The sequence below is a fragment of the Mesorhizobium sp. BR1-1-16 genome, from assembly GCF_020165495.1.
Taxonomy (GTDB): domain Bacteria; phylum Pseudomonadota; class Alphaproteobacteria; order Rhizobiales; family Kaistiaceae; genus Kaistia.
This window is the reverse complement of the sequence record NZ_JAIUIE010000001.1, coordinates 709,612-728,431: the sequence shown is the minus strand read 5'-3', so window position 1 is coordinate 728,431 and position 18,820 is coordinate 709,612. Positions and strand designations below refer to the sequence as shown.

Annotated in this window: 19 protein-coding genes; 9 read left to right on the top strand and 10 right to left on the bottom strand. The window is 64.9% G+C overall.

Annotated features, from left to right (window positions below):
- Positions 1-591: 591 nt before the first annotated feature.
- The gene (locus LB518_RS03530; protein WP_224573072.1) at positions 592-4,305 is read left to right on the top strand and encodes a vitamin B12-dependent ribonucleotide reductase; all 3,714 of its coding nucleotides are present in this window, start codon (positions 592-594) and stop codon (positions 4,303-4,305) included.
- Positions 4,306-4,599: 294 nt separating this feature from the next.
- Here the strand turns inward: LB518_RS03530 and LB518_RS03525 are convergent, their stop codons facing one another.
- On the bottom strand, positions 4,600-5,106 hold the full coding sequence (locus tag LB518_RS03525; protein ID WP_224573070.1) for a GNAT family N-acetyltransferase: 507 nt from the start codon (positions 5,104-5,106) through the stop codon (positions 4,600-4,602).
- 134 nt (positions 5,107-5,240) lie between these two features.
- On the opposite strand from LB518_RS03525, the gene LB518_RS03520 reads away from it, so the two are divergent.
- A complete protein-coding gene (locus tag LB518_RS03520; protein WP_224573068.1) occupies positions 5,241-5,414 on the top strand; it encodes a hypothetical protein in 174 nt (57 codons plus the stop codon).
- 87 nt (positions 5,415-5,501) lie between these two features.
- A complete protein-coding gene (locus LB518_RS03515; RefSeq protein ID WP_224573065.1) occupies positions 5,502-5,675 on the top strand; it encodes a hypothetical protein in 174 nt (57 codons plus the stop codon).
- 218 nt (positions 5,676-5,893) lie between these two features.
- Here the strand turns inward: LB518_RS03515 and LB518_RS03510 are convergent, their stop codons facing one another.
- Positions 5,894-6,226 carry a phasin family protein gene (locus LB518_RS03510; protein WP_286198540.1) on the bottom strand — a complete coding sequence of 111 codons (333 nt, stop codon included), beginning with the start codon at positions 6,224-6,226 and terminating at the stop codon, positions 5,894-5,896.
- Positions 6,227-6,694: 468 nt separating this feature from the next.
- Here LB518_RS03510 and LB518_RS03505 point away from each other — a divergent pair, with 468 nt between their 5' ends.
- Entirely contained in the window at positions 6,695-8,167 is a 1,473-nt protein-coding gene (locus LB518_RS03505) for an SPOR domain-containing protein (RefSeq protein ID WP_224574284.1), read from the top strand.
- A 54-nt stretch (positions 8,168-8,221) separates the two neighbouring features.
- Here the strand turns inward: LB518_RS03505 and LB518_RS03500 are convergent, their stop codons facing one another.
- A complete protein-coding gene (locus tag LB518_RS03500; protein WP_224573063.1) occupies positions 8,222-8,851 on the bottom strand; it encodes a DnaJ domain-containing protein in 630 nt (209 codons plus the stop codon).
- A gap of 164 nt (positions 8,852-9,015) precedes the next feature.
- Between LB518_RS03500 and panC the strand changes: the two genes are divergently transcribed.
- The gene (gene panC, locus LB518_RS03495) at positions 9,016-9,864 is read left to right on the top strand and encodes a pantoate--beta-alanine ligase (RefSeq protein ID WP_224573060.1); all 849 of its coding nucleotides are present in this window, start codon (positions 9,016-9,018) and stop codon (positions 9,862-9,864) included.
- A 10-nt stretch (positions 9,865-9,874) separates the two neighbouring features.
- On the opposite strand, the gene LB518_RS03490 is transcribed toward panC, so the two are convergent.
- Positions 9,875-10,315, bottom strand: coding sequence for a DUF1489 family protein (locus LB518_RS03490; RefSeq protein WP_224573058.1), 441 nt, complete (start codon positions 10,313-10,315; stop codon positions 9,875-9,877).
- A gap of 101 nt (positions 10,316-10,416) precedes the next feature.
- Here LB518_RS03490 and LB518_RS03485 point away from each other — a divergent pair, with 101 nt between their 5' ends.
- The 4 genes from LB518_RS03485 to LB518_RS03470 are packed head-to-tail and all read left to right on the top strand — an operon-like array spanning position 10,417 to position 12,116.
- Positions 10,417-10,632 (top strand): hypothetical protein, encoded by a 216-nt coding sequence (locus LB518_RS03485; RefSeq protein WP_224573056.1) that lies wholly within the window; start codon positions 10,417-10,419, stop codon positions 10,630-10,632.
- Positions 10,633-10,669: 37 nt separating this feature from the next.
- Positions 10,670-11,374: a DUF599 domain-containing protein gene (locus LB518_RS03480; protein WP_224573054.1), complete on the top strand. Its 705-nt coding sequence runs from the start codon at positions 10,670-10,672 to the stop codon at positions 11,372-11,374.
- Positions 11,371-11,700 carry a DUF3253 domain-containing protein gene (locus LB518_RS03475; RefSeq protein ID WP_224573051.1) on the top strand — a complete coding sequence of 110 codons (330 nt, stop codon included), beginning with the start codon at positions 11,371-11,373 and terminating at the stop codon, positions 11,698-11,700. The genes LB518_RS03480 and LB518_RS03475 overlap by 4 nt, the downstream gene beginning before the upstream one ends.
- Positions 11,697-12,116, top strand: coding sequence for a GFA family protein (locus LB518_RS03470; protein WP_224573050.1), 420 nt, complete (start codon positions 11,697-11,699; stop codon positions 12,114-12,116). Before LB518_RS03475 ends, LB518_RS03470 begins: the two co-directional genes overlap by 4 nt.
- Before the next feature lie 9 nt (positions 12,117-12,125).
- Here the strand turns inward: LB518_RS03470 and LB518_RS03465 are convergent, their stop codons facing one another.
- The 6 genes from LB518_RS03465 to mgtE all read right to left on the bottom strand — a co-directional run bounded on the left by LB518_RS03465 (position 12,126) and on the right by mgtE (position 18,794).
- Positions 12,126-12,917 (bottom strand): YdcF family protein, encoded by a 792-nt coding sequence (locus tag LB518_RS03465; protein ID WP_224573048.1) that lies wholly within the window; start codon positions 12,915-12,917, stop codon positions 12,126-12,128.
- A 24-nt stretch (positions 12,918-12,941) separates the two neighbouring features.
- Complete coding sequence (locus LB518_RS03460) at positions 12,942-13,781, bottom strand: aldo/keto reductase (protein ID WP_224573046.1); 840 nt, start codon at positions 13,779-13,781, stop codon at positions 12,942-12,944.
- Between the two features lie 80 nt (positions 13,782-13,861).
- Positions 13,862-15,013: a GGDEF domain-containing protein gene (locus LB518_RS03455; protein WP_224573043.1), complete on the bottom strand. Its 1,152-nt coding sequence runs from the start codon at positions 15,011-15,013 to the stop codon at positions 13,862-13,864.
- A 75-nt stretch (positions 15,014-15,088) separates the two neighbouring features.
- Positions 15,089-16,249, bottom strand: coding sequence for a DegT/DnrJ/EryC1/StrS family aminotransferase (locus tag LB518_RS03450; RefSeq protein WP_224573041.1), 1,161 nt, complete (start codon positions 16,247-16,249; stop codon positions 15,089-15,091).
- The gene (locus tag LB518_RS03445) at positions 16,249-17,205 is read right to left on the bottom strand and encodes a Gfo/Idh/MocA family protein (RefSeq protein ID WP_224573039.1); all 957 of its coding nucleotides are present in this window, start codon (positions 17,203-17,205) and stop codon (positions 16,249-16,251) included. Before LB518_RS03445 ends, LB518_RS03450 begins: the two co-directional genes overlap by 1 nt.
- Before the next feature lie 161 nt (positions 17,206-17,366).
- The gene (gene mgtE, locus LB518_RS03440) at positions 17,367-18,794 is read right to left on the bottom strand and encodes a magnesium transporter (protein ID WP_502845772.1); all 1,428 of its coding nucleotides are present in this window, start codon (positions 18,792-18,794) and stop codon (positions 17,367-17,369) included.
- Positions 18,795-18,820 lie beyond the last annotated feature (26 nt).

The following is an 18,820-nucleotide window of genomic DNA, read 5'->3' as shown; positions in this document are numbered from 1 at the left end:
GTGTGGCAATCGGGTCGCTCTTGCCGAAACTGTGGACATCGATCTGACACATGACAGCGCGACGACCAAGTTCTTCACCGCTCGTCCACAGCCCGTCCCATCGCCGCGCGTCCGGCAAGCCCTTGTCCCGTCTCGGCTTCGGCGAACCTTGCCGCCGATGATCCCCATTATGCACCGGATGGCGCTGCCACCCTGCGGTGCAATACGATATGTAGCCCCCCAAGCTTCAGGCACCACTATTCCTTGACGCTCCGGCGGGACTCGGAATAGCTTCCGAAGTGTTAAGGGCGCTGTGCCCAGACGGACGGCTCGTTCGGAGTTCCCCCAAACTTGTGACCTTATTGGAAGCGCGGAGCAGGCGTATGCTCTGCGCGGGGCGGAGCTTTTGTCGGCGTTGGCACAGACGATTTGCGTGGAAAAAAGCGGCTCTCAACACTATATTTAGAGTCTTGCGGTAGGGTACACACAAGATGAAGGAGCGGGGTGGAACGACCGCCCGTGTCCTTCATTGATCAGGTTGGCAGCCGGTCGGATTTGGACCGGGAGTGCCCGCTGGGCAGCGGCGCGCTCGCACAAGAGGAATGGACGACGATGCGGATCGAACGGCGCTTCACCACCAGCGGTCAGTCGGCTTATGCCGGGATCGAGTTTCGGACCACGAAGAGCGAGATCCGCAATCCGGATGGCTCGGTCGTGTTCCGCCTGGAAGGGATTGCCGTTCCCTCGACCTGGAGCCAGGTCGCGAGCGACATCATCGCGCAGAAATATTTCCGCAAGGCCGGCGTGCCGGCGCGTCTGAAGCGCGTCGAGGAGAATGACGTTCCGTCCTTCCTGTGGCGCTCGGTCGCCGACGAGAAGGCGCTGGCCGAACTGCCCGAGGCCGAGCGCACCGTTGGCGAAGTCGATTCGCGTCAGGTGTTCGATCGTCTGGCCGGCACCTGGACCTATTGGGGCTGGAAGGGCGGCTATTTCGACAGCGAGGAAGACGCGCAGGCCTTCTTCGACGAGCACCGCTTCATGCTGGCGACGCAGCGCGTCGCTCCCAACTCGCCGCAGTGGTTCAACACCGGCCTGCACTGGGCCTATGGCATCGACGGGCCGAGCCAGGGCCATTTCTATGTCGATTACAAGACCGGCAAGCTGACCCGCTCGAAGACCGCCTACGAGCATCCGCAGCCGCATGCCTGCTTCATCCAGTCGGTCTCGGACGACCTCGTCAACGAGGGCGGCATCATGGACCTCTGGGTCCGCGAGGCGCGCCTCTTCAAGTATGGCTCGGGCACCGGTTCGAACTTCTCGCGGCTTCGCGGCGAAGGCGAGAAGCTCTCGGGCGGCGGCAAGTCGTCCGGCCTGATGAGCTTCCTGAAGATCGGCGACCGCGCCGCCGGCGCGATCAAGTCGGGCGGCACGACGCGCCGCGCCGCCAAGATGGTCGTCGTCGACGCCGACCATCCCGATATCGAGAAATACATCAACTGGAAGGTGCATGAGGAGCAGAAGGTCGCGGCGCTGGTGACCGGCTCCAAGATCAATGCGCAGCACCTCAAGGCCATCATGAAGGCCTGCGTCAATTGCGAGGGCTCGGGCGAGGATTGCTTCGATCCGGCCAAGAACCCGGCGTTGAAGCGCGAGATTCGCGCTGCCAAGAAGGCGCTGGTGCCGCAGAACTACATCCTGCGCGTCATACAGTTTGCCAAGCAGGGCTATACCGACATCGAATTCCCGGTCTACGACACCGATTGGGACTCGGAAGCCTATCTCACGGTCTCCGGCCAGAACTCCAACAATTCGGTCTCGATCTCGGACGAGTTCCTGCGCGCCGTCGAGACCGATGGCGACTGGAAGCTGATGCGTCGCACCGACGGCAAGGTCGCGAAGACGCTGAAGGCGCGCGAGCTCTGGGAGCAGATCGGCCACGCAGCCTGGGCGTCCGCCGATCCGGGCCTCCATTTCAACACGACGATGAACGAGTGGCACACCAGCCCGGCCTCGGGGCGCATCAACGCCTCCAATCCGTGCTCGGAATACATGTTCCTCGACGACACGGCCTGCAATCTCGCCTCCCTCAACCTGTTGCAGTTCCGCGGAGCCGACGGCGCCTTCGATGTCGATCGCTATATCCATGCCTGTCGCCTCTGGACGGTGGTGCTCGAGATCTCGGTCCTGATGGCGCAGTTCCCGTCGAAGGAGATCGCCGAGCTTTCCTATCAGTTCCGCACGCTCGGCCTCGGCTATGCCAATATCGGCGGCCTCCTGATGACCTCCGGCATTCCCTATGACTCGACCGAAGGCCGTGCCATCTGCGGCGCTCTGACGGCGATCATGACCGGCACCGCCTATGCCACCTCGGCCGAGATGGCGAAGGAGCTTGGGCCGTTTCCGGGCTTTGCCAAGAACCGCGAGCCGATGTTGCGCGTCATCCGCAACCATCGCCGGGCCGCCCATGCGGTGACGCAGGGCTATGAGGGGCTCTCCACCCTCCCCGTCCCGCTCGACCATGGCTCCCTCAAGGACCAGCGCCTCGCCGAGGCGGCGCGCAAGGCCTGGGACGATGCCCTGGCGCTCGGCGAGCAGCATGGCTATCGCAATGCGCAGGCGACCGTGATCGCGCCGACCGGCACGATCGGCCTCGTCATGGATTGCGACACCACGGGCATCGAGCCGGACTTCGCGCTGGTGAAGTTCAAGAAGCTGGCCGGTGGGGGTTATTTCAAGATCATCAACCGCGCCGTGCCCGAGGCGCTTCGGACGCTCGGCTATGCCGAGCACCAGATCGCCGAGATCGAGGCCTATGCCGTTGGCCATGCCTCGCTGCGCCAGTCGCCCGGCATCAACCACACGAGCCTCAAGGCCAAGGGCTTCACCGACGACGTGCTGGAAAAGCTCGAAGGCACGCTCGCCTCGGCCTTCGACATCAAGTTCGTCTTCAACAAGTGGTCGCTCGGCGAGGACTTCTGCAAGGAAGGCCTCGGCTTCACCGAGGCGCAGCTGAACGACCCGGCGTTTGAAATGCTGCCGGCGCTCGGCTTCTCCAGGAAGGAGATCGAGGCCGCCAATATCCATGTCTGCGGGGCGATGACGCTGGAAGGCGCGCCGCACCTGAAGCTTGAGCACTATGCGGTGTTCGATTGCGCCAATCCCTGCGGCAAGCTCGGCAAGCGCTATCTCTCGGTCGAGAGCCATATCCGCATGATGGCGGCGGCGCAGCCCTTCATCTCGGGCGCAATCTCCAAGACCATCAACATGCCGAACGACGCGACGGTCGAGGACGCCAAAAGCGCCTATATGCTGTCGTGGAAGCTGGCGCTGAAGGCCAACGCGCTCTATCGCGACGGCTCGAAGCTGTCGCAGCCACTGAATTCGCAGATCCTCGCCGATGACGAGGAAGACGCGGACGAAGCAGTCGAGGCGCTGGTGGCAAAGCCCGCCGCCGCGCGCGCCGAGCAGATCGCCGAGCGCATCGTGGAGCGGATCATCGAGCGAGAAGTGCGCCGGCGCGAGAAGATGCCGGATCGCCGCACGGGCTACACCCAGAAGGCGAATGTCGGCGGCCACAAGGTCTATCTGCACACCGGCGAATATCGCGACGGGCGCCTCGGCGAGATCTTCATCGACATGCATAAGGAAGGCGCCGCCTTCCGCGCGATGATGAACAATTTCGCCATCGCCATCTCGCTCGGCCTGCAATATGGCGTGCCGCTCGAGGAATATGTCGAAGCCTTCGTGTTCACCCGCTTCGAGCCGGCCGGCATGGTCACCGGCAATGAGGCGATCAAGAACGCGACGTCGATCCTCGACTATGTGTTCCGCGAGCTCGCCGTGTCCTATCTCGGCCGCAACGATCTCGCCCATGTCGTCCCCGAGGACAACAATGCGACGACGCTTGGCGGCGGCGACCAGCCGACCTCGCGTCCGGCCCCGGTCAGCCACGGCCTCGTCCGCGGCAAGACCGAGCGCTTCAAGCTGATCGAGCGTCCCGGCGAATCGAAGGGTGCTGCCTCGGCGCCTGTGACGGCGGCTTCCGTCGTGACGGCGCTGCGCACCTCCGGCCTCAGTGGCGGCGCCGCGGTCGCCTTCAAGCGCGACGTCGTCACCGAAACCGAAACGACGATCGAGACGACGGTCGGCATCGCCGAACCCGCGCCGTCCCAGCAGCCGAAATCCTCAGTCGCCGAACAGGCCGCCATCGCGCGCATGAAGGGCTATGAGGGCGAAAGCTGCACCGAATGCGCCAACTTCACGATGGTGCGCAACGGCACCTGCCTGAAGTGCGATACCTGTGGGAATACGAGCGGTTGCAGCTAGTATCTCAAGCCGGCCTGCCGGCCCCGGCCTCCTCGTTGGAGACTTGGGGCCGCAGGCCGGAGGATGCTCTCATCGATACGATCGTCCGACAGCAAGGGCGGTTGGGATCGCTGACCCAATCGCCACGCTCCTCCGATGTGATTGCCGGGCTTGACCCGGCGATCCAGACTTCGCTGGCCAGCAACATAGCTGCTGGATTGCCGGGTCAAGCCCGGCAATGACAGGTCCGCAGAATGCATGTCTTGCGTCGTCAGATCGCCGACCTTGCGTCCGCATCTCGCCTGCGCGACCGCGTCACACGCCAAAAGCCGGATGAAACCGCGCTTCTCCCGTCGCTCTCTCCGCTCCAAACCACTGCACCATGAGATGTCCCGGTGGCAGGCCTTCGAGCGTGACTGACAGGTCGTGCTCAAAGCCGAAACGTCGGTAGTAGGCTGCGGCGCCCAGGAGGATGCAGCCCTTGGCGCCCGCATTGCGGAGACGCTCCAGCCCTGCCGTGACCAGCGCGGTACCGATCCCTTCACCCTGGCACTGCGGATCAACCGAGACTGGGCCGAGGGCAAACCAGCCGGAAGCGTCGCCACCGATCGTCGCCGGCGAAAACGCAACATGGCCGATAACGCCGTCCTCGGCATCGGCAGCCACCAGCGAAATCGTCAAGGCGTCGGCCGCGCGGAGAGCGTCGACGATGGCGGCTTCGGTTCCGGAGCTATAGGGACGGCCTGCAAAGGCGGCGGTCGTGAGCGTCGCAATGGCCTCGACATCAGCCGGCTGCTCATCGCGCAAGACCCAGTTCCTCATGCTTCCCTCCTCGCGGCAAGTCGATGTTGTCACCGGTTGCCCACTGTTACTGCCAAGCTCACGCAAGCGTGGCTGGCCGAATGGGCCGGAGCGACCTATCTCCGTGTCGTACAACGACTTCAAGGATAAGCGCCATGCGCACGCTGCTCATCATTCTCGCCCTTGCATCGGCCGGGGCCGGTCTCTCCGCTTGCACCACGGGCGACGACAGCGCGGCCAACGCGCGTGCGATCGCTGCCTTCGAGCCGGTGAATGCCTGCGGCCCGGGCGGGACGCAAGACATCAACCAGTGTCCGAGCGGCCGCTGAGATAAGCGTTGGCCATAGGGGCACGGATTTGCCCGGGGCGCGAGATCGGTCTATCTGAGGCAGGAATAACCGGCAGGAGGATTTCCGTTGCGAACGTTGGTCCTGACACTTTTTCTCGCCGCCGTCGCGGCCGGCGTCAGCGGATGCGCTGGGGGAACGAGCGATCCCTATGACCCGGCGATCCGGGCCATGGAGCCGGTGAATTCCTGCGGCACCTTCGGCAGCGAGAACATCAACCAGTGCCGCGGCCACCCCCGTTAGGCGTGGGCATCGAGGGCTCCGTCGCCCAGCGTTCCATCAGCCGTCACTGCCAGGCCGACCCGGCAATAGCGGACGAATGCAGGCCGGGCGAAGACGACGGATGGAACTGCGCACCCTCAAAGTGACGGGTGCCGATCCATTCGAGGACCCATCACGGCCAGACAGCAAAAAGGCCCGGTTCATCGCCGGGCCTTTCACATTCCAGAAGCCGGAGAGCGCTATTTCGGGATCTTGCCGAAAACGCTCTCGAACGGCCGATAAGCGTCCTTGGCAAAATCGGTCATCATCGAGCCGATCTTGGAGAGTTCGCTGATATAGCCTTCATAGGTCGCCTTCAGATATTCGTTCTGAATCTCGACGGCCTTTTCGACGCTCTTGGCGGCAACGATCTTCTCGATCGCCGCGGCGCCGGTCTCATAGCTCTTCTTCTGATAATCAGCTGTCTCGACGGCGAGCGCCTGGATGCCCTTGCTCATGGCCTCCACGCTCTTCATCGCCTGCTCGATATTGTCCTTCGAGGCCTTTTGGATATCGTCGAAACCCTTGATCATCTGCTATTCCCCGCCCGCGCCTACAGATTGTCGCTCACTGGCAACATTCATCCAAAATCGGTCGGCCCTTGTCAAGCGAAATGCTGCGGTGCACAAAAGGCGTATGCCGCAGTGCGGGACCGCCGGGAGCGGAGACTTCGATCTCTTTGGTAAATTTTTACGGATTCGTAACGGCGAGTCCCTAGCTTCCTGGGTGATCGATGGGGAGGACGCACAGGGCGGCTCGAACCTGACGCCGTGAACGCAAAGCGGCTCAAACATGCGGCCGGCAAGGCCACCGAACTTCCTTTGTGACAATCCCTCGCCGGCGCCTCAAAAAAGTTCCGGTGCTCGTTCAAAATCAAGTTAGGCGACGCAGGCCCTCTGCTGGCGCCGCAAGATTACGGAGTTCTATTCGACATGCTGTGGGGTTCCAGCGCGTTCGTCCGGTTTCACGCCCGGTCTGCCCGAGGTGCAGTTGCCGCCTTGATGGTTGCAGGTGCGATGGTCGCGACGACTTCGGTTGTCGCTGTGGCCGCCCCGAAATCGGCAATCGTCGTCGACGGCAAGACCGGCAAGGTGCTCTATCAGAGCGACCCCGATGGCCTGCGCCACCCTGCCTCGCTCACCAAGATGATGACGCTTTATCTGCTCTTCAGCGAGCTCGAGAGCGGCAAGATCAATCTCAACACGCGTCTGAAGGTCTCCACCTACGCTTCGCGACAGGCACCGACCAAGCTCGGCCTCAGGCCCGGCTCGACGATCGCTGTCCGCGACGCCATGCTCGGCCTCATCACCCGCTCGGCCAACGATGCCGCCGTCGTCATCGCGGAAAATCTCGGCGGCTCGGAGAGCGCTTTCGCCCAACGCATGACGGCCACCGCGCGCTCGCTCGGCATGTCGCGGACAACGTTCCTGAACGCCAACGGCCTGCCCAATCCGAACCAGTGGACGACGGCGCGGGACATGGTGACGCTCGGACGCGCACTGCAGGAGCGCTATCCGACCTATTATCGCTATTTCTCGACACGCAGCTTTGTCTACAACGGCAAGACGATCGGCAATCACAACCGCCTGCTCGGCAAGGTTGAAGGCGTCGACGGAATCAAGACCGGCTACACGAACGCGTCCGGCTTCAACATCGTGTCATCCGTCAAGCGCGACGACCGCTACATCGTCGCATCGGTGATGGGCGGCGGCTCCGCTGCCTCGCGTGACAAGCAGATGGTGGGCATGATCGACCGGTACATGCCGACGGCCTATGCCGGCCCTGCCAAGGGCGGCTCGATGATCGCCCGCATGTTCAAGGGCAAGAGTGCCGGTCCTGTGGATGATGTTCCGCCCCCGGTCGCCATCGCGAAGCCGGTGCCAGCGCCCGACACGAATGATGACGTCGCCGTTGCCGCGCTCGCTCCGCCGCCGGTCGCCAAGCCCGAAGCCGCGCCTGAAATCGTCGAGGCCTCCGCAGCGCAGATGCCTTCCGCCGCGCCGCAGCCGCTGGCGCTCGCTTCCGAGCCCGAGCCGGCCGTCGATGGGCCGCGCATGGTCTTCGTGCAGGGCCCGAGCGGCAAGCCCGTCGCCAGCCCGGTCGTCGTCACGGCTTCCGTGACCGGCCCCGTGCCGACCGCAGATGACGACAGCGCCTCCAACGACACGGGCGCCATCGGCGAAGGCGACGCTGAGGACGCAGCGCCAGTCCGCACCGGCTCCGGCATTTCGGGCTGGAAGGTCCAGATCGCCGCAACGGCGAGCGAGGATGGCGCCCAGTCGCTGCTCGACGCTGCCAAGGCCAAAGGTGGCAAGGCGCTGGCCGCCGCTCAGCCGAGCATCGAAACTGTCAAGAAGGGCGATGAGACCTTCTTCAGGGCTCGGTTCGCCGGCTTTGAAACGAAAGCCAAGGCGCGCGCAGCCTGCGACGCACTCAAGAAGCGCGATGTGAGCTGCCTGGCCATTCCCGATTGAGGGTTGGCCTTCCATCACCCGTAATCTTCTCCCTTTTTGTACCGCGTATGGGAGTTAGCGATGTCTGCCGAGGAGTCTTTCCTTCGCCTCGTTGATCTGGGCGGCCAGGAACGTCGAGCCGCCCTGATCGGGATGGACGCGCTTCATCAAACGCCGATAGGCCGCGCTGATTTCAGCCTCGGTGGCGCCGGGCGCAAGGCCAAGGATCTGGTAGGCCTGCTCATCTGTCATGGTGCCCGCGCCCGCCGGGCGGCGCGCCCGGCCTGCCGCATCACGATCGACGTCTTCACGCCAGCCGGGCATCCGGCGGTCGAGATAAGCTTCGAGGACTAGGCGGTCGCCAGGCCGCGCTGCGAGCTCGGCATGGAGCGTCGCAAGTTCGCGCGGCGCCAGCTCGTCGAGCCGCCGGCCGGCGAAGCGACCCGATGTAACGCGCCCGTCGAGGATCCGGCCCCCGCGCTCGAGGAAGCGCGGCCGCCAGAGCGACAGCGCAAAGACGATCAACGGTACGCCGACGAAAATCTTGCCCGTCGCGATCATCACGGCCGCCAGCGCGAGAAGCGTACCGGCGGCGCCCTTGCGGGCAGCGAGGCGCAGGCTCCCCTTCCCCTTGTTGCCGCCAAAAGTCCAGGCAAGCCAGATCCCGAGCGCGAGGACGGCGGCGAACGGCAGAACGAGACCCATCACATCTCCCAGGAGGCCACACGACGCAGCCGCTGCCAACACATGCGGCGTTGCGGCCGGCGCTGCAATGGGGAGAACAGCCGCACGACGCTTCGGCAGGCTCCAGCCCCTTCCCAACATGCGGGAATCGCGCGACAGAAGCACCATTCCCGCGAGGTATCGCCATGAACCATCCCCCCATCGTTCTTCGCACGATCTCTGACCTCCGCGCCAACACGGCGAGTTGGCATTCGGAAGGCCTGACAGTCGGCATGATCCCGACCATGGGCGCGCTGCATGACGGCCATCTGGCGCTGGTCGCCGAGGCCCGCCGCCGGGTCGACCGGATCGTCGCGACCATTTTCGTCAATCCGGCCCAGTTCGCACCGACCGAGGATTTCGGCGCCTATCCGCGCACCGAGGCGAGCGATGTCGCGAAGCTCGCCGCACTCGGCGTCGAGGCCGTCTTCGTCCCAACGGCGCAGGAGATGTATCCCGTAGGTCACGCGACGACGATCTCGCTGGCCGGCCCGGCGCTCGGCCTCGAGACCGATTTCCGGCCGCATTTCTTCACGGGCGTCGCGACGGTCGTCGGCAAGCTGCTCATCGGCGGCTTCCCCGATATCGCGATGTTCGGCGAAAAGGACTACCAGCAACTGCTGGTCGTCCGGCAGATGGTGGCCGACCTGCATCTCCCGACCGAGATCGTCGGGCTGCCGACCGTCCGCGAGACCGATGGCCTCGCCCTCTCCTCGCGCAACGCCTATCTCTCGCCCGAGGAACGGCGCACGGCCGCGAGCCTTCCGGAAGTGCTCAACGAGACCGCGGCGGCGATCCGTGCAGGCGGCAACGCTGGTGAAGCCTGCCGGGCAGGGCTGGCGAAACTGAAGTCGGTAGGTTTCCGCCCTGACTATCTCGAACTGCGCAATGCCCTGACGCTGGCGGCTCCGACGCCCGGCGATGCGGGACCGCTTCGACTTCTCGTTGCCGCCTGGCTCGGCAAGACACGGCTCATCGACAATATCGCCGTCTGAATCGAAGCCGCTAGAGGAGGCCGAGCTCGGCAAGCTCGGCCTTGAGCGCAGCGGGCATCTCGTCGCCAGCGCCGCGGCCGAGTGCGGCGAGGTCGCGCGGCACATCCTTGTCGAGGAGATAGCGCCAGCCCTGGAAGGGGCGTTTCGGCTGCCATTCGGTGAGGATCACCGCCGGGTCGAACACGATCTCGCAGCGTTCGATGCCGTCGGCGCCCGTGATGGCTCGGAGGTCAGTGATACGCTGGCGGCACTGGACCTGGCCCTTCACCACCCAATAGAGCGAGCCGCCGTCCAAAATCTCATCGATGCGGCGCGGCGTCATGCGCGTGACATGCGTATCTTCGGCAGGGATGCCCAATGCGCGCTTTCGGGCGAGATCCTGCTCGATCCAGTCGACGATCTCATCGACTGTCTCGACCCCGACGCAGAGCTTGATCATGTGGAGCGGCATGTCCCGACCCTCGGCTCGTCCGGCTTCGCGGTCAAACGGAGGCTGCCATTTTTCCACAGAGGCGACTATGACGGAGAGACATCGCCACAAAGACGAGAGTCATGACCGACCTGCCGCCAGCCAACCTGCCCCCATCCAACATCCATCTCCTGGCCAGCCGGGTCGCCACCGTCGGCATCGTGGCCGGCCTCGTCCTGACGGCGGCCGGGATGATGCTGCGCTCGCCAGTCGCGGGCGCGGCTGGCATCATCATCCTCGCAGTGCTGGTGATCTTTCGCGTTCCGATCGCCCGCCTGCTGGCGCGGAGCCGCTCGTGACTAGCCGTCTCGAAAATAATCGCGCGGGCGTGCGGCGATGCTGACGGCAGCCTCGATGATCGACCTGCTAGCGGTCGCCTGGTTTGTCGGCGCCTGGCTGATCTATTCGCTGATCATCTGGCATTTCTCGTTGAGCGGCCGGTCGCTGTCCTCCGCCATGGACCACCAGCGGCGCCAATGGATGCATACGATGGCGCGGCGGGATCTCAGGATGATCGATACCGGCATCATGAGCGGGCTGCAGAATGGCACCGCCTTCTTCGCCTCGACCTCGCTGATCGCCATTGGCGGCGGCTTTGCGCTGCTCAATTCGACCGATCAGGTCTATGGCGTGCTGCGCGACCTCTCGATGTCGGAAGCGGCGCCGCGCGGCCTGTTTGAAGTCAAGGCGATCGGCCTCACGCTCATCTTCGGTTTCGCCTTCTTCGAGTTCGGTTGGTCATATCGCTTGTTCAACTACGCCTCGATCCTGGTCGGGGCGACCCCTTCGGCCGCCCATGCCGGCGAGATGGAAGCGATCGCCGCCGCCGACCGGGCCGCAACCTTCACTATCGCCGCAGGACGGCATTTCAACCACGGCCTCCGGGCCTTCTTCTTCGCCGTCGGCTATCTCGGCTGGTTCATCAATGGCTGGGTCCTGATCGCGACGACCAGCCTCATCCTGATCATGCAGCTCTATCGCCAATTCCTGTCGCCGGCGGCCCGTACCGTGATTCTCGCTGCCGGAAAGGACCGACCATGAACGATGCTGCGAACACCAAGAGCCGCGCGCCCAAAAGCGTGACCGCCAAGCGCCGCGATATCGAGGCGCTGATGCGCGAGCGCCTCTCTGCGCTCGAACCGGGACGAAGCCTCGATCCGACCGAACTGGCCCGCGCGCTGGCCGGCCCCGACGAAAAGGTCTGGCGGCTGCTTATGGGGCCGATCCGCGACGCGGCGATCCGTCTTACGGAGGCGGGCGAAGCGACAATCCTGCGCAAGGGCAAGATGGCCGATCCGGCCGCCTTCAAGGGTGTCTACCGCATCGGCCGCCCCGAGAGCGCCGACGCGATCGACGCTGCGACATGACGACGGCAGGTGCGCCCTCGCTGCGCCTTTCCGGCGGCTGCCTTTGCGGCGGCGTTCGCTACAGCGTCGACGATGCATTTCTCTACGCCGTGAATTGCCACTGCTCCAACTGCCGCCGCACCACGGGCTCCGCTTTCAAGCCTTTTGCCGGCATCGCCAGCGAGCAGCTGGAGCTGACTGCCGGCGCCGACAACATCCTGCGCTATGGCGGTGACGAGGCCCACGACGTCCACTGCCGGACCTGCGGCTCATTCCTCTATTCGATGCTTGACCATGGCCGGCGCATCCATCTGGCGATGGGTACACTTGCCGATGCGCCATCGATCCGGCCAAGCGCGCATATCTTCGTCGGCTCGAAAGCCCCCTGGTACGACATCACCGACGACCTGCCGCAGTTTGACGGCCATGCCAGCTGAATGATCCCGTCAGGGTGCCGGGAAGAGCGCATCCGTGCGGCCGAACAGACGATAGGCGACGAGGCCGACCCATTCCTTGGCGGCGACATCGACCATGGCCAGACCATAGGATGCGCGCGGCATCAGAATGGAGAGATCTTGCGATCCGGCGGTGCGATAATCTGTCGGCCAGGCGATGACCGGCCAGCCGGCGGCCCTGAACGTGCCGACCGAGCGCGGCATGTGCCACGCGGATGTGACGAGCAGCCAGCGCTCGCCGGGTTTGGGATCGATCAGAGCTTTGGTGAAGCGTGCGTTCTCGGCCGTGTCGCGGCTCTGGTCCTCGACGATGAGCCTTTGGGGCGGAATCCCCATTTCGGCGAAGAAGCGGCGCGCCGCATCGGCCTCGGTCGGACCATCGGGCGTCAGGCTTGCGATTCCGCCCGTGAAGACGAGCTTCGCGTCGGGATAGCGCCGCGCCAGGGCGACGCCTTCGGTCAGTCGCTCGCCAGCCTCCGTCAAGGTGGTGACGCCGCGGGCGACGCCGATCGACTGGTCGATGCCTCCACCGAGTACGATGATACCTGCGACCGGCCCATCAGGCTCTGTGCGCGGGAAGCGATCCTCAAGCGGCAGGATCATCAAGACGCCGAGCGGCAGCAGACCGGCGACGAACAACCCGGCGGCGGCCAGCATCATGGCGAGCGCGCCGCCGCGCGTCCGGCCGAAGCCGATCGCGACGATGCCGGCTATGAGAATGAGGATGAGCGCCGTCGAGGGTTGCAGGACAAACCAGATCAGCTTGGCGGCGATGAAGAACATCAGATCATCCTTCGATGCTGAAGCCTATCGGTCCCATTGCGGAGCGAATGACGGATCGCAGATGCGCCGCCCCTCGGCGCCGAGGCCATCAAGTGCCGTCATGTCTCCCGCCTCGAGCGCGAAACCAAAAATGTCGAGGTTCTGGCGGATGCGGATCGGATGCGCGCTTTTCGGGATGCTGACGCAGCCTTTCTGAAACTGCCAGCGCAAGATGACCTGCGCGGCAGAACGGCCGATCCGGGCCGCGATATCCTGAACCAGCGGCTCGTCCAGCGCCTCGGCATGACCGAGCGGACAATAGGAAACGAAGGCAATGCCGTGGCGGGCCATGGCGGCCCGGAGCGTCGTCTGGTCGAGATAGGGATGATGTTCGCACTGGTTGGCGACGATCGGCTCATCGCTGGCGGCGACCGCCTCGTCGAGAAGCCGAACGGTGTAGTTGGAGACGCCGATGTGGCGCGCGAGGCCACGGCGCTTGGCGGCGCCGAGCGCACGGATGGTCGCGGCGGCGCTCAGCGAGCGGCTCGGCCAGTGGATCAGCAGCAGATCGACGCAATCGAGCTTCAACCGCGACAGGCTGCCCTCGGTGGCGCGCAGAAGCGCGCTTTCTTCGAGTTCGTCCGACGGGATCTTGGTGGTGATGAACAGCGCGTCGCGCGCGATGCCGGAGTTGCGGATGCCCTCGCCGACATCAGCCTCATTGCCATAGGAGATGGCGGTGTCGATATGGCGGTATCCCGCCGTGATCGCCGAGGCGATGGCACTCGCGCCCGATTCTCCGGTGAGGCCGTAAGTCCCGAGGCCGATGGCCGGGATCGACGCGCCCTGGCTCACGATCAACGGTGCGGCGACTGCGGATATCATCGGCTTCTCCAGCTGGCTCGGACGGGGCGGCACTGTCCTTGGCCGCTGCATCGCCGTCAAGCGCCGCTGCAGCGAGCGCCCTACTCCGCGGCTTGCCAGACGAGGTCGCGCCCGCCGCGCTTGGCGGCATAGAGAGCCTCGTCGGCACGGATCATCATGGTTTCAAGCGGTGCCCGCGCGCCACGCGAAGCCGAGACGCCGGCGCAAGCGGTCGCGGCAACCTTGATGCCATCGAGCAGGGCCGTTCGGCGCGCAAATTCGGCACGGACCTGCTCAGCCAGAAGCGCAGCGCTTTCCCGGTCAACGGCCATCAGGAGAGCCGCGAATTCCTCGCCACCCAACCGCCCTACGGGGTCTCCCGGCCGCAGGACATGCCGCACGGCATCGGCAAACGCGACCAGAGTTCGATCTCCAACGGCATGGCCGAACGTGTCATTGATATCCTTGAAGAAATCGATGTCGAACACGAGCAGCGCAACATTACGGCCGTCAAGGCGGGCAGCTTCGACCAAAGCCTCGGCCTCCTCAAGAAAGGCCCCGCGATTGAGCAGCCCGGTCAGGGCATCAAGGGCAGCCTTTCGCGTCAGCACCAGTTCCCGCCGCTCCTGCGTCAGGCCAAGGCCACAGATCAGCACACCGAACAGAACCACAAGCGGCTCCAACAGGCCCACCGAAACAAAGAGCGGATCGAGGGACATTGCCCCACCGAGCCCGATCCAAAAGGCGCCGAGCCCGCGGAGCAGCGTGAAGGTGGCGTGGAAAAAGCAGAGCAGCGCCATGGGTCTGCGGGCAGCCAGATGATCCGGCCCGTGACGCCACACCTCCCTGCCGAGCAGAGCGCTGAGCACGCCCGTAAGCAGCGAAGCGACGACAACACGATAGGGCTCCGACTGCGCGATAACGGGCACCATGCAGGCGAGCAGCCAGAGTGCCGGCGCGATGGCTACGGCGAGGCGCCGCGGCCTCCGTCCGCTGAATTCGCGAACGCCGTTCAATGCAAGGCCAAGCGCCCCAAGGATCAGCGCATTGGCGATCTGGATCGAAAGGAAACCAGGAATCATGCTGCGGAAGGCGAGACCAACCACGCCAAGGCCGCCCACCAGGCAGGCGACGCCCCAATAGAGCACATGGGTGTCGTGGCGCGAACGCAACCAACGCGTACCGAGCGTTGCCCCTGACATGAGAGCAACGCCTGCCAGCACGAACAACAGCGTGGTCGGGTCCAGCGACATGCGGGCAGTCTATAGCATTGCCTTCGCCGGAATTGCCGAATGAATTCGGCAGGTAGCCGCAGATTCTAAAGGCGTTCAGCCCCGCCGGACATGCCGCGTCACCGCATCGATCACCCTGTCGACCTCCTCGTCGGTCAGATCGGGATTCATCGGAATGCTCAGCACGGTTTCCGCCAGTCGTTCGGAGACCGGCAGCGGGCGCTTGGCGACTTCGGCGAAGGCGGGATGATGGTGCAGTGCGACGCGGTAGAACAGCGCATTGCCGATGCCCTCGGCATCGAGCGCGGCCTTGAGCGCATCGCGCCCCGCCAGCGTCACCGTGTAGAGTGCATTGGCTGACAGCGAGCCAGCGGGACGTGCCTGCACGCCGACGAGGTCCGACAGCGCGGCATCGTAGCGGCGCGCAATCGCGTCGCGGCGATTGAGTTCGTCCTCGAAGATCTCGAACTTCGCCAGCAGGATAGCCGCCTGGATCGTATCGAGACGGCCCGTCAGCCCATTGCGGACGGCGACGTCACCGGTCCCCTGCCGGCCATGCGAACGCAGCGTGCGGACGGCATCGGCAATCGTGTCGTCATCGGTCAGGATGGCCCCGCCGTCGCCGTAGCAGCCGAGCGGCTTGGTCGGATAAAAGCTCGTGGCGGAAATCGGCGCCATGCCGCCGACGCGGCGGTTGCCGGAGCGCCCGCCGAAGCTTTGTGCGGCGTCGGAGAACACTGTCATGCCGTGACGGGCGGCGATCTTGCCGATGGCCTCGTAGTCGGCCGGCAGGCCATAAAGATCGACGGGAATGACGGCGCGCGGCTTCAGGCGCCCCTCGGCCTCGACCTCGGCGATCGCGCGTTCGAGATCGGCGGGATCGAGATTGAAGGTCGCGGGATCGACGTCAACGAAGACAGGCGTCGCATTCACAGAACAGACGGCGCCGGCGGTGGCGGCGAAGGTGAATGCCGGCACGAAGACCGCATCGCCCGGGCCGACGCCGAGCGCCATCAGCCCGATCATCAGCGCATCACGGCCACTCGACACGCCGATCGCATGCGGAACGCCGGCAAAGGCCGCGAGCTGGTTCTCAAGCTGCTCGACCTCCGGGCCGAGGATGAACTGGCCGTGGCTCAGCACTGTATCGACGCGGGTCCGCACCTCGTCATGGATCCGGCGCTGCTGGCGCTGCAGATCGAAGAAGGGGACGCGACCGGACGCGACGGTCACGGCAGGGCGGGACTGGGAGACCATCAGGACGACACTCCGTTCATCGAATACTGAGCAGCCTCTGACGGCCGCTTGATCGCGCGCATGATGCGCTCGGCGACGTCGAGCGCCCGCAGGCCCGCCTCCCCGTCGACGACGGGAGGCTGCCGCCGAGCGACGGCGTCAAGAAAGGAACCGATCTCGAGCGCGAGGTTGTCGCTCGGAGGAACGGCAATCTCATGGCGATCATCGGCGCCATGCGCCGTCCATGAGACGGTGCGCGCGGCGAGATCGGCCAGGACGACGCGGTCCATGTCGACGACGCGGATGGTGCGTTCCTGCCGGTCGGCCACGCGGCTCGCATGAAGATGCGCTGCCGCGCCGTTCTCAAAGCGCAGCAAAGCATGCGCGAAATCATTGGTCGGCGCACGCACGGCGGCGCCGATCGCCTCGACCGACGAGACGGGGGAACTTATGAGCGCCAATGCCAGGTCGATATCGTGGATCATGAGGTCGAGCACGACGTCGACATCGACAGCCCTGCCCTTCCACGGACCGATCCGGGTCAGTTCGATGACGCGCGGCGCCTGCGTCGCCCGGGCTAGCTCGCCAAACACCGGTGAGAAGCGCTCGATATGGCCGACCTGGAGCACGACGCCCGCCGCAGCCGCGCGCCTGATCAGGTCGCGCGCTGCCTCGGGCGACTCGGCGATCGGCTTCTCGATCAGCACATGGATGCCGGCGTCGAGAAGATCGCCGGCGACGGCGTGATGCAGCGAGGTTGGCACGGTAATCGAGACCGCGTCGACCTTGCCGATGAGATCGCGATGATCGAACAGCGGTTGGGCGCCATGCTCGGCAGCAACCGCTGTCGCGCGACCATGATCAGCATCAACAACCGCAACCAGACGTGCCCTCGGATTGGCGGCATGCTGGCGCGCATGGAACGAACCGAAATAGCCGAGGCCGACGACGCCCGTCCTGATCTCGTTTTGGTCCAAACCGCGCCTTTCCCATGATTCATGGCGCGCGCTGAGACGCACGCCGCATTCCGGCTCTCGTCTAGCGCTTTTTCCGCCGATGTCGACGCCTTCGGTCAAACGGCAGGTCACATTTTGCCGAGCGGGGAAACAATGCGCGAAGGCCAGCAAGCCACCGGCTGCTAGCTGAAGCCGAACCAGAGCGCGGCAAACCCAAGAAACGAGAAGAAGCCGACGAGGTCCGTCACCGTGGTCACGAAGGCGCCGGAGGCGATGGCCGGGTCAAATTTCAGCTTGTTGATCGCGAGCGGGATCAGGATGCCGCCAAGCGCCGCCGCGACGAGATTGACCACCATCGCGGCCGCGATGACGACGCCAAGATCGATAATGCCGAAGCGAAAGACCGCGACGGCCGCCACGATCGTGGCGAAGAACACGCCGTTGAGCAGGCCGACGATCAATTCGCGGCCGACGACGCGGCTCATATTATGGGGGCCCAGTTCGCGTGTCGCGAGGGCGCGAACGGCAACCGTCATCGTCTGTGTACCGGCATTGCCGCCCTGGCTCGCAACGATCGGCATCAGAACGGCGAGCGCCACCATCTTCTGCAGCTCATGCTCGAAGAGGCCGATGACGCTGGAGGCGAGGATCGCGGTGCCGAGATTGATGCAGAGCCATGGCAGCCGGCTACGCGCGATCGACCAGACGCGATCGGACACTTCTTCATCGCCCACGCCTCCGAGGCGCTTGATGTCCTCGTCGGCCTCCTCCTCGATGACGTCGACGGCGTCATCGATGGTCATGATGCCGACCAACCGCTCCGCCTCGTCGACGACGGCGACAGAGATCAGGTTGTAGCGCTGGAAGAGGCGGGCGACCGAGGACAAGTCGTCGGTTGCATGGATCACCGTCGCGTCCTCATCGACGATTTCCGACATCTTCACCGGCCGGCGGGTGCGCAGCAGACGGTCGAGCGGCACGCGGCCGAGCAGGCGGAAGGCCGGGTCGACGACGAAGACCTCGTGGAAGGTCTCGGGGAGCTCCTCGGCGTCGCGCATGTAGTCGATCGTCTGGCCGACGGTCCAGAACGGCGCGACCGCGATGAACTCGGTCTGCATGCGCCGGCCGGCGCTATCTTCCGGAAAATCGAGGCTGCGCTTGAGCGCGAGCCGTTCGACCGACGGAATCTGCGCGAGAATCTCGTCGCGATCCTCCTTGTCGAGATCCTCGAGGATGTAGACGGCGTCGTCGGAATCGAGGTCGCTGATGCCCTCGGCGACGGTTTCGGGCGGCAGATCCTCAAGAATCTCGACGCGGGTCGCCTCGTCGAGCTCGGTCAGGGCGGTGAAGTCGAATGAATCGCCGAGAAGCTGAATCAGCGCCGGGCGCTGACCCGGATCGAGCTGCTCGAGAATGGCGCCGACATCGGCCTCGTGCAGATCCTCGGTCAGGCTGCGCGCCGCAGCGGCGTCACCACCCTCGATGGCCGCAACGAGCGCGTCCATGAACTCCGACGAGAGGTTGTCATTCTTGTCGCGAAGTGGCGGCATGACGAAACCCGGAGTCTCGTCTCGCTCGATGGTCGTCGGCTCGGTTGCCGGATCGGTCATGGAACCTCCGCTTGGGAAGGACGAGA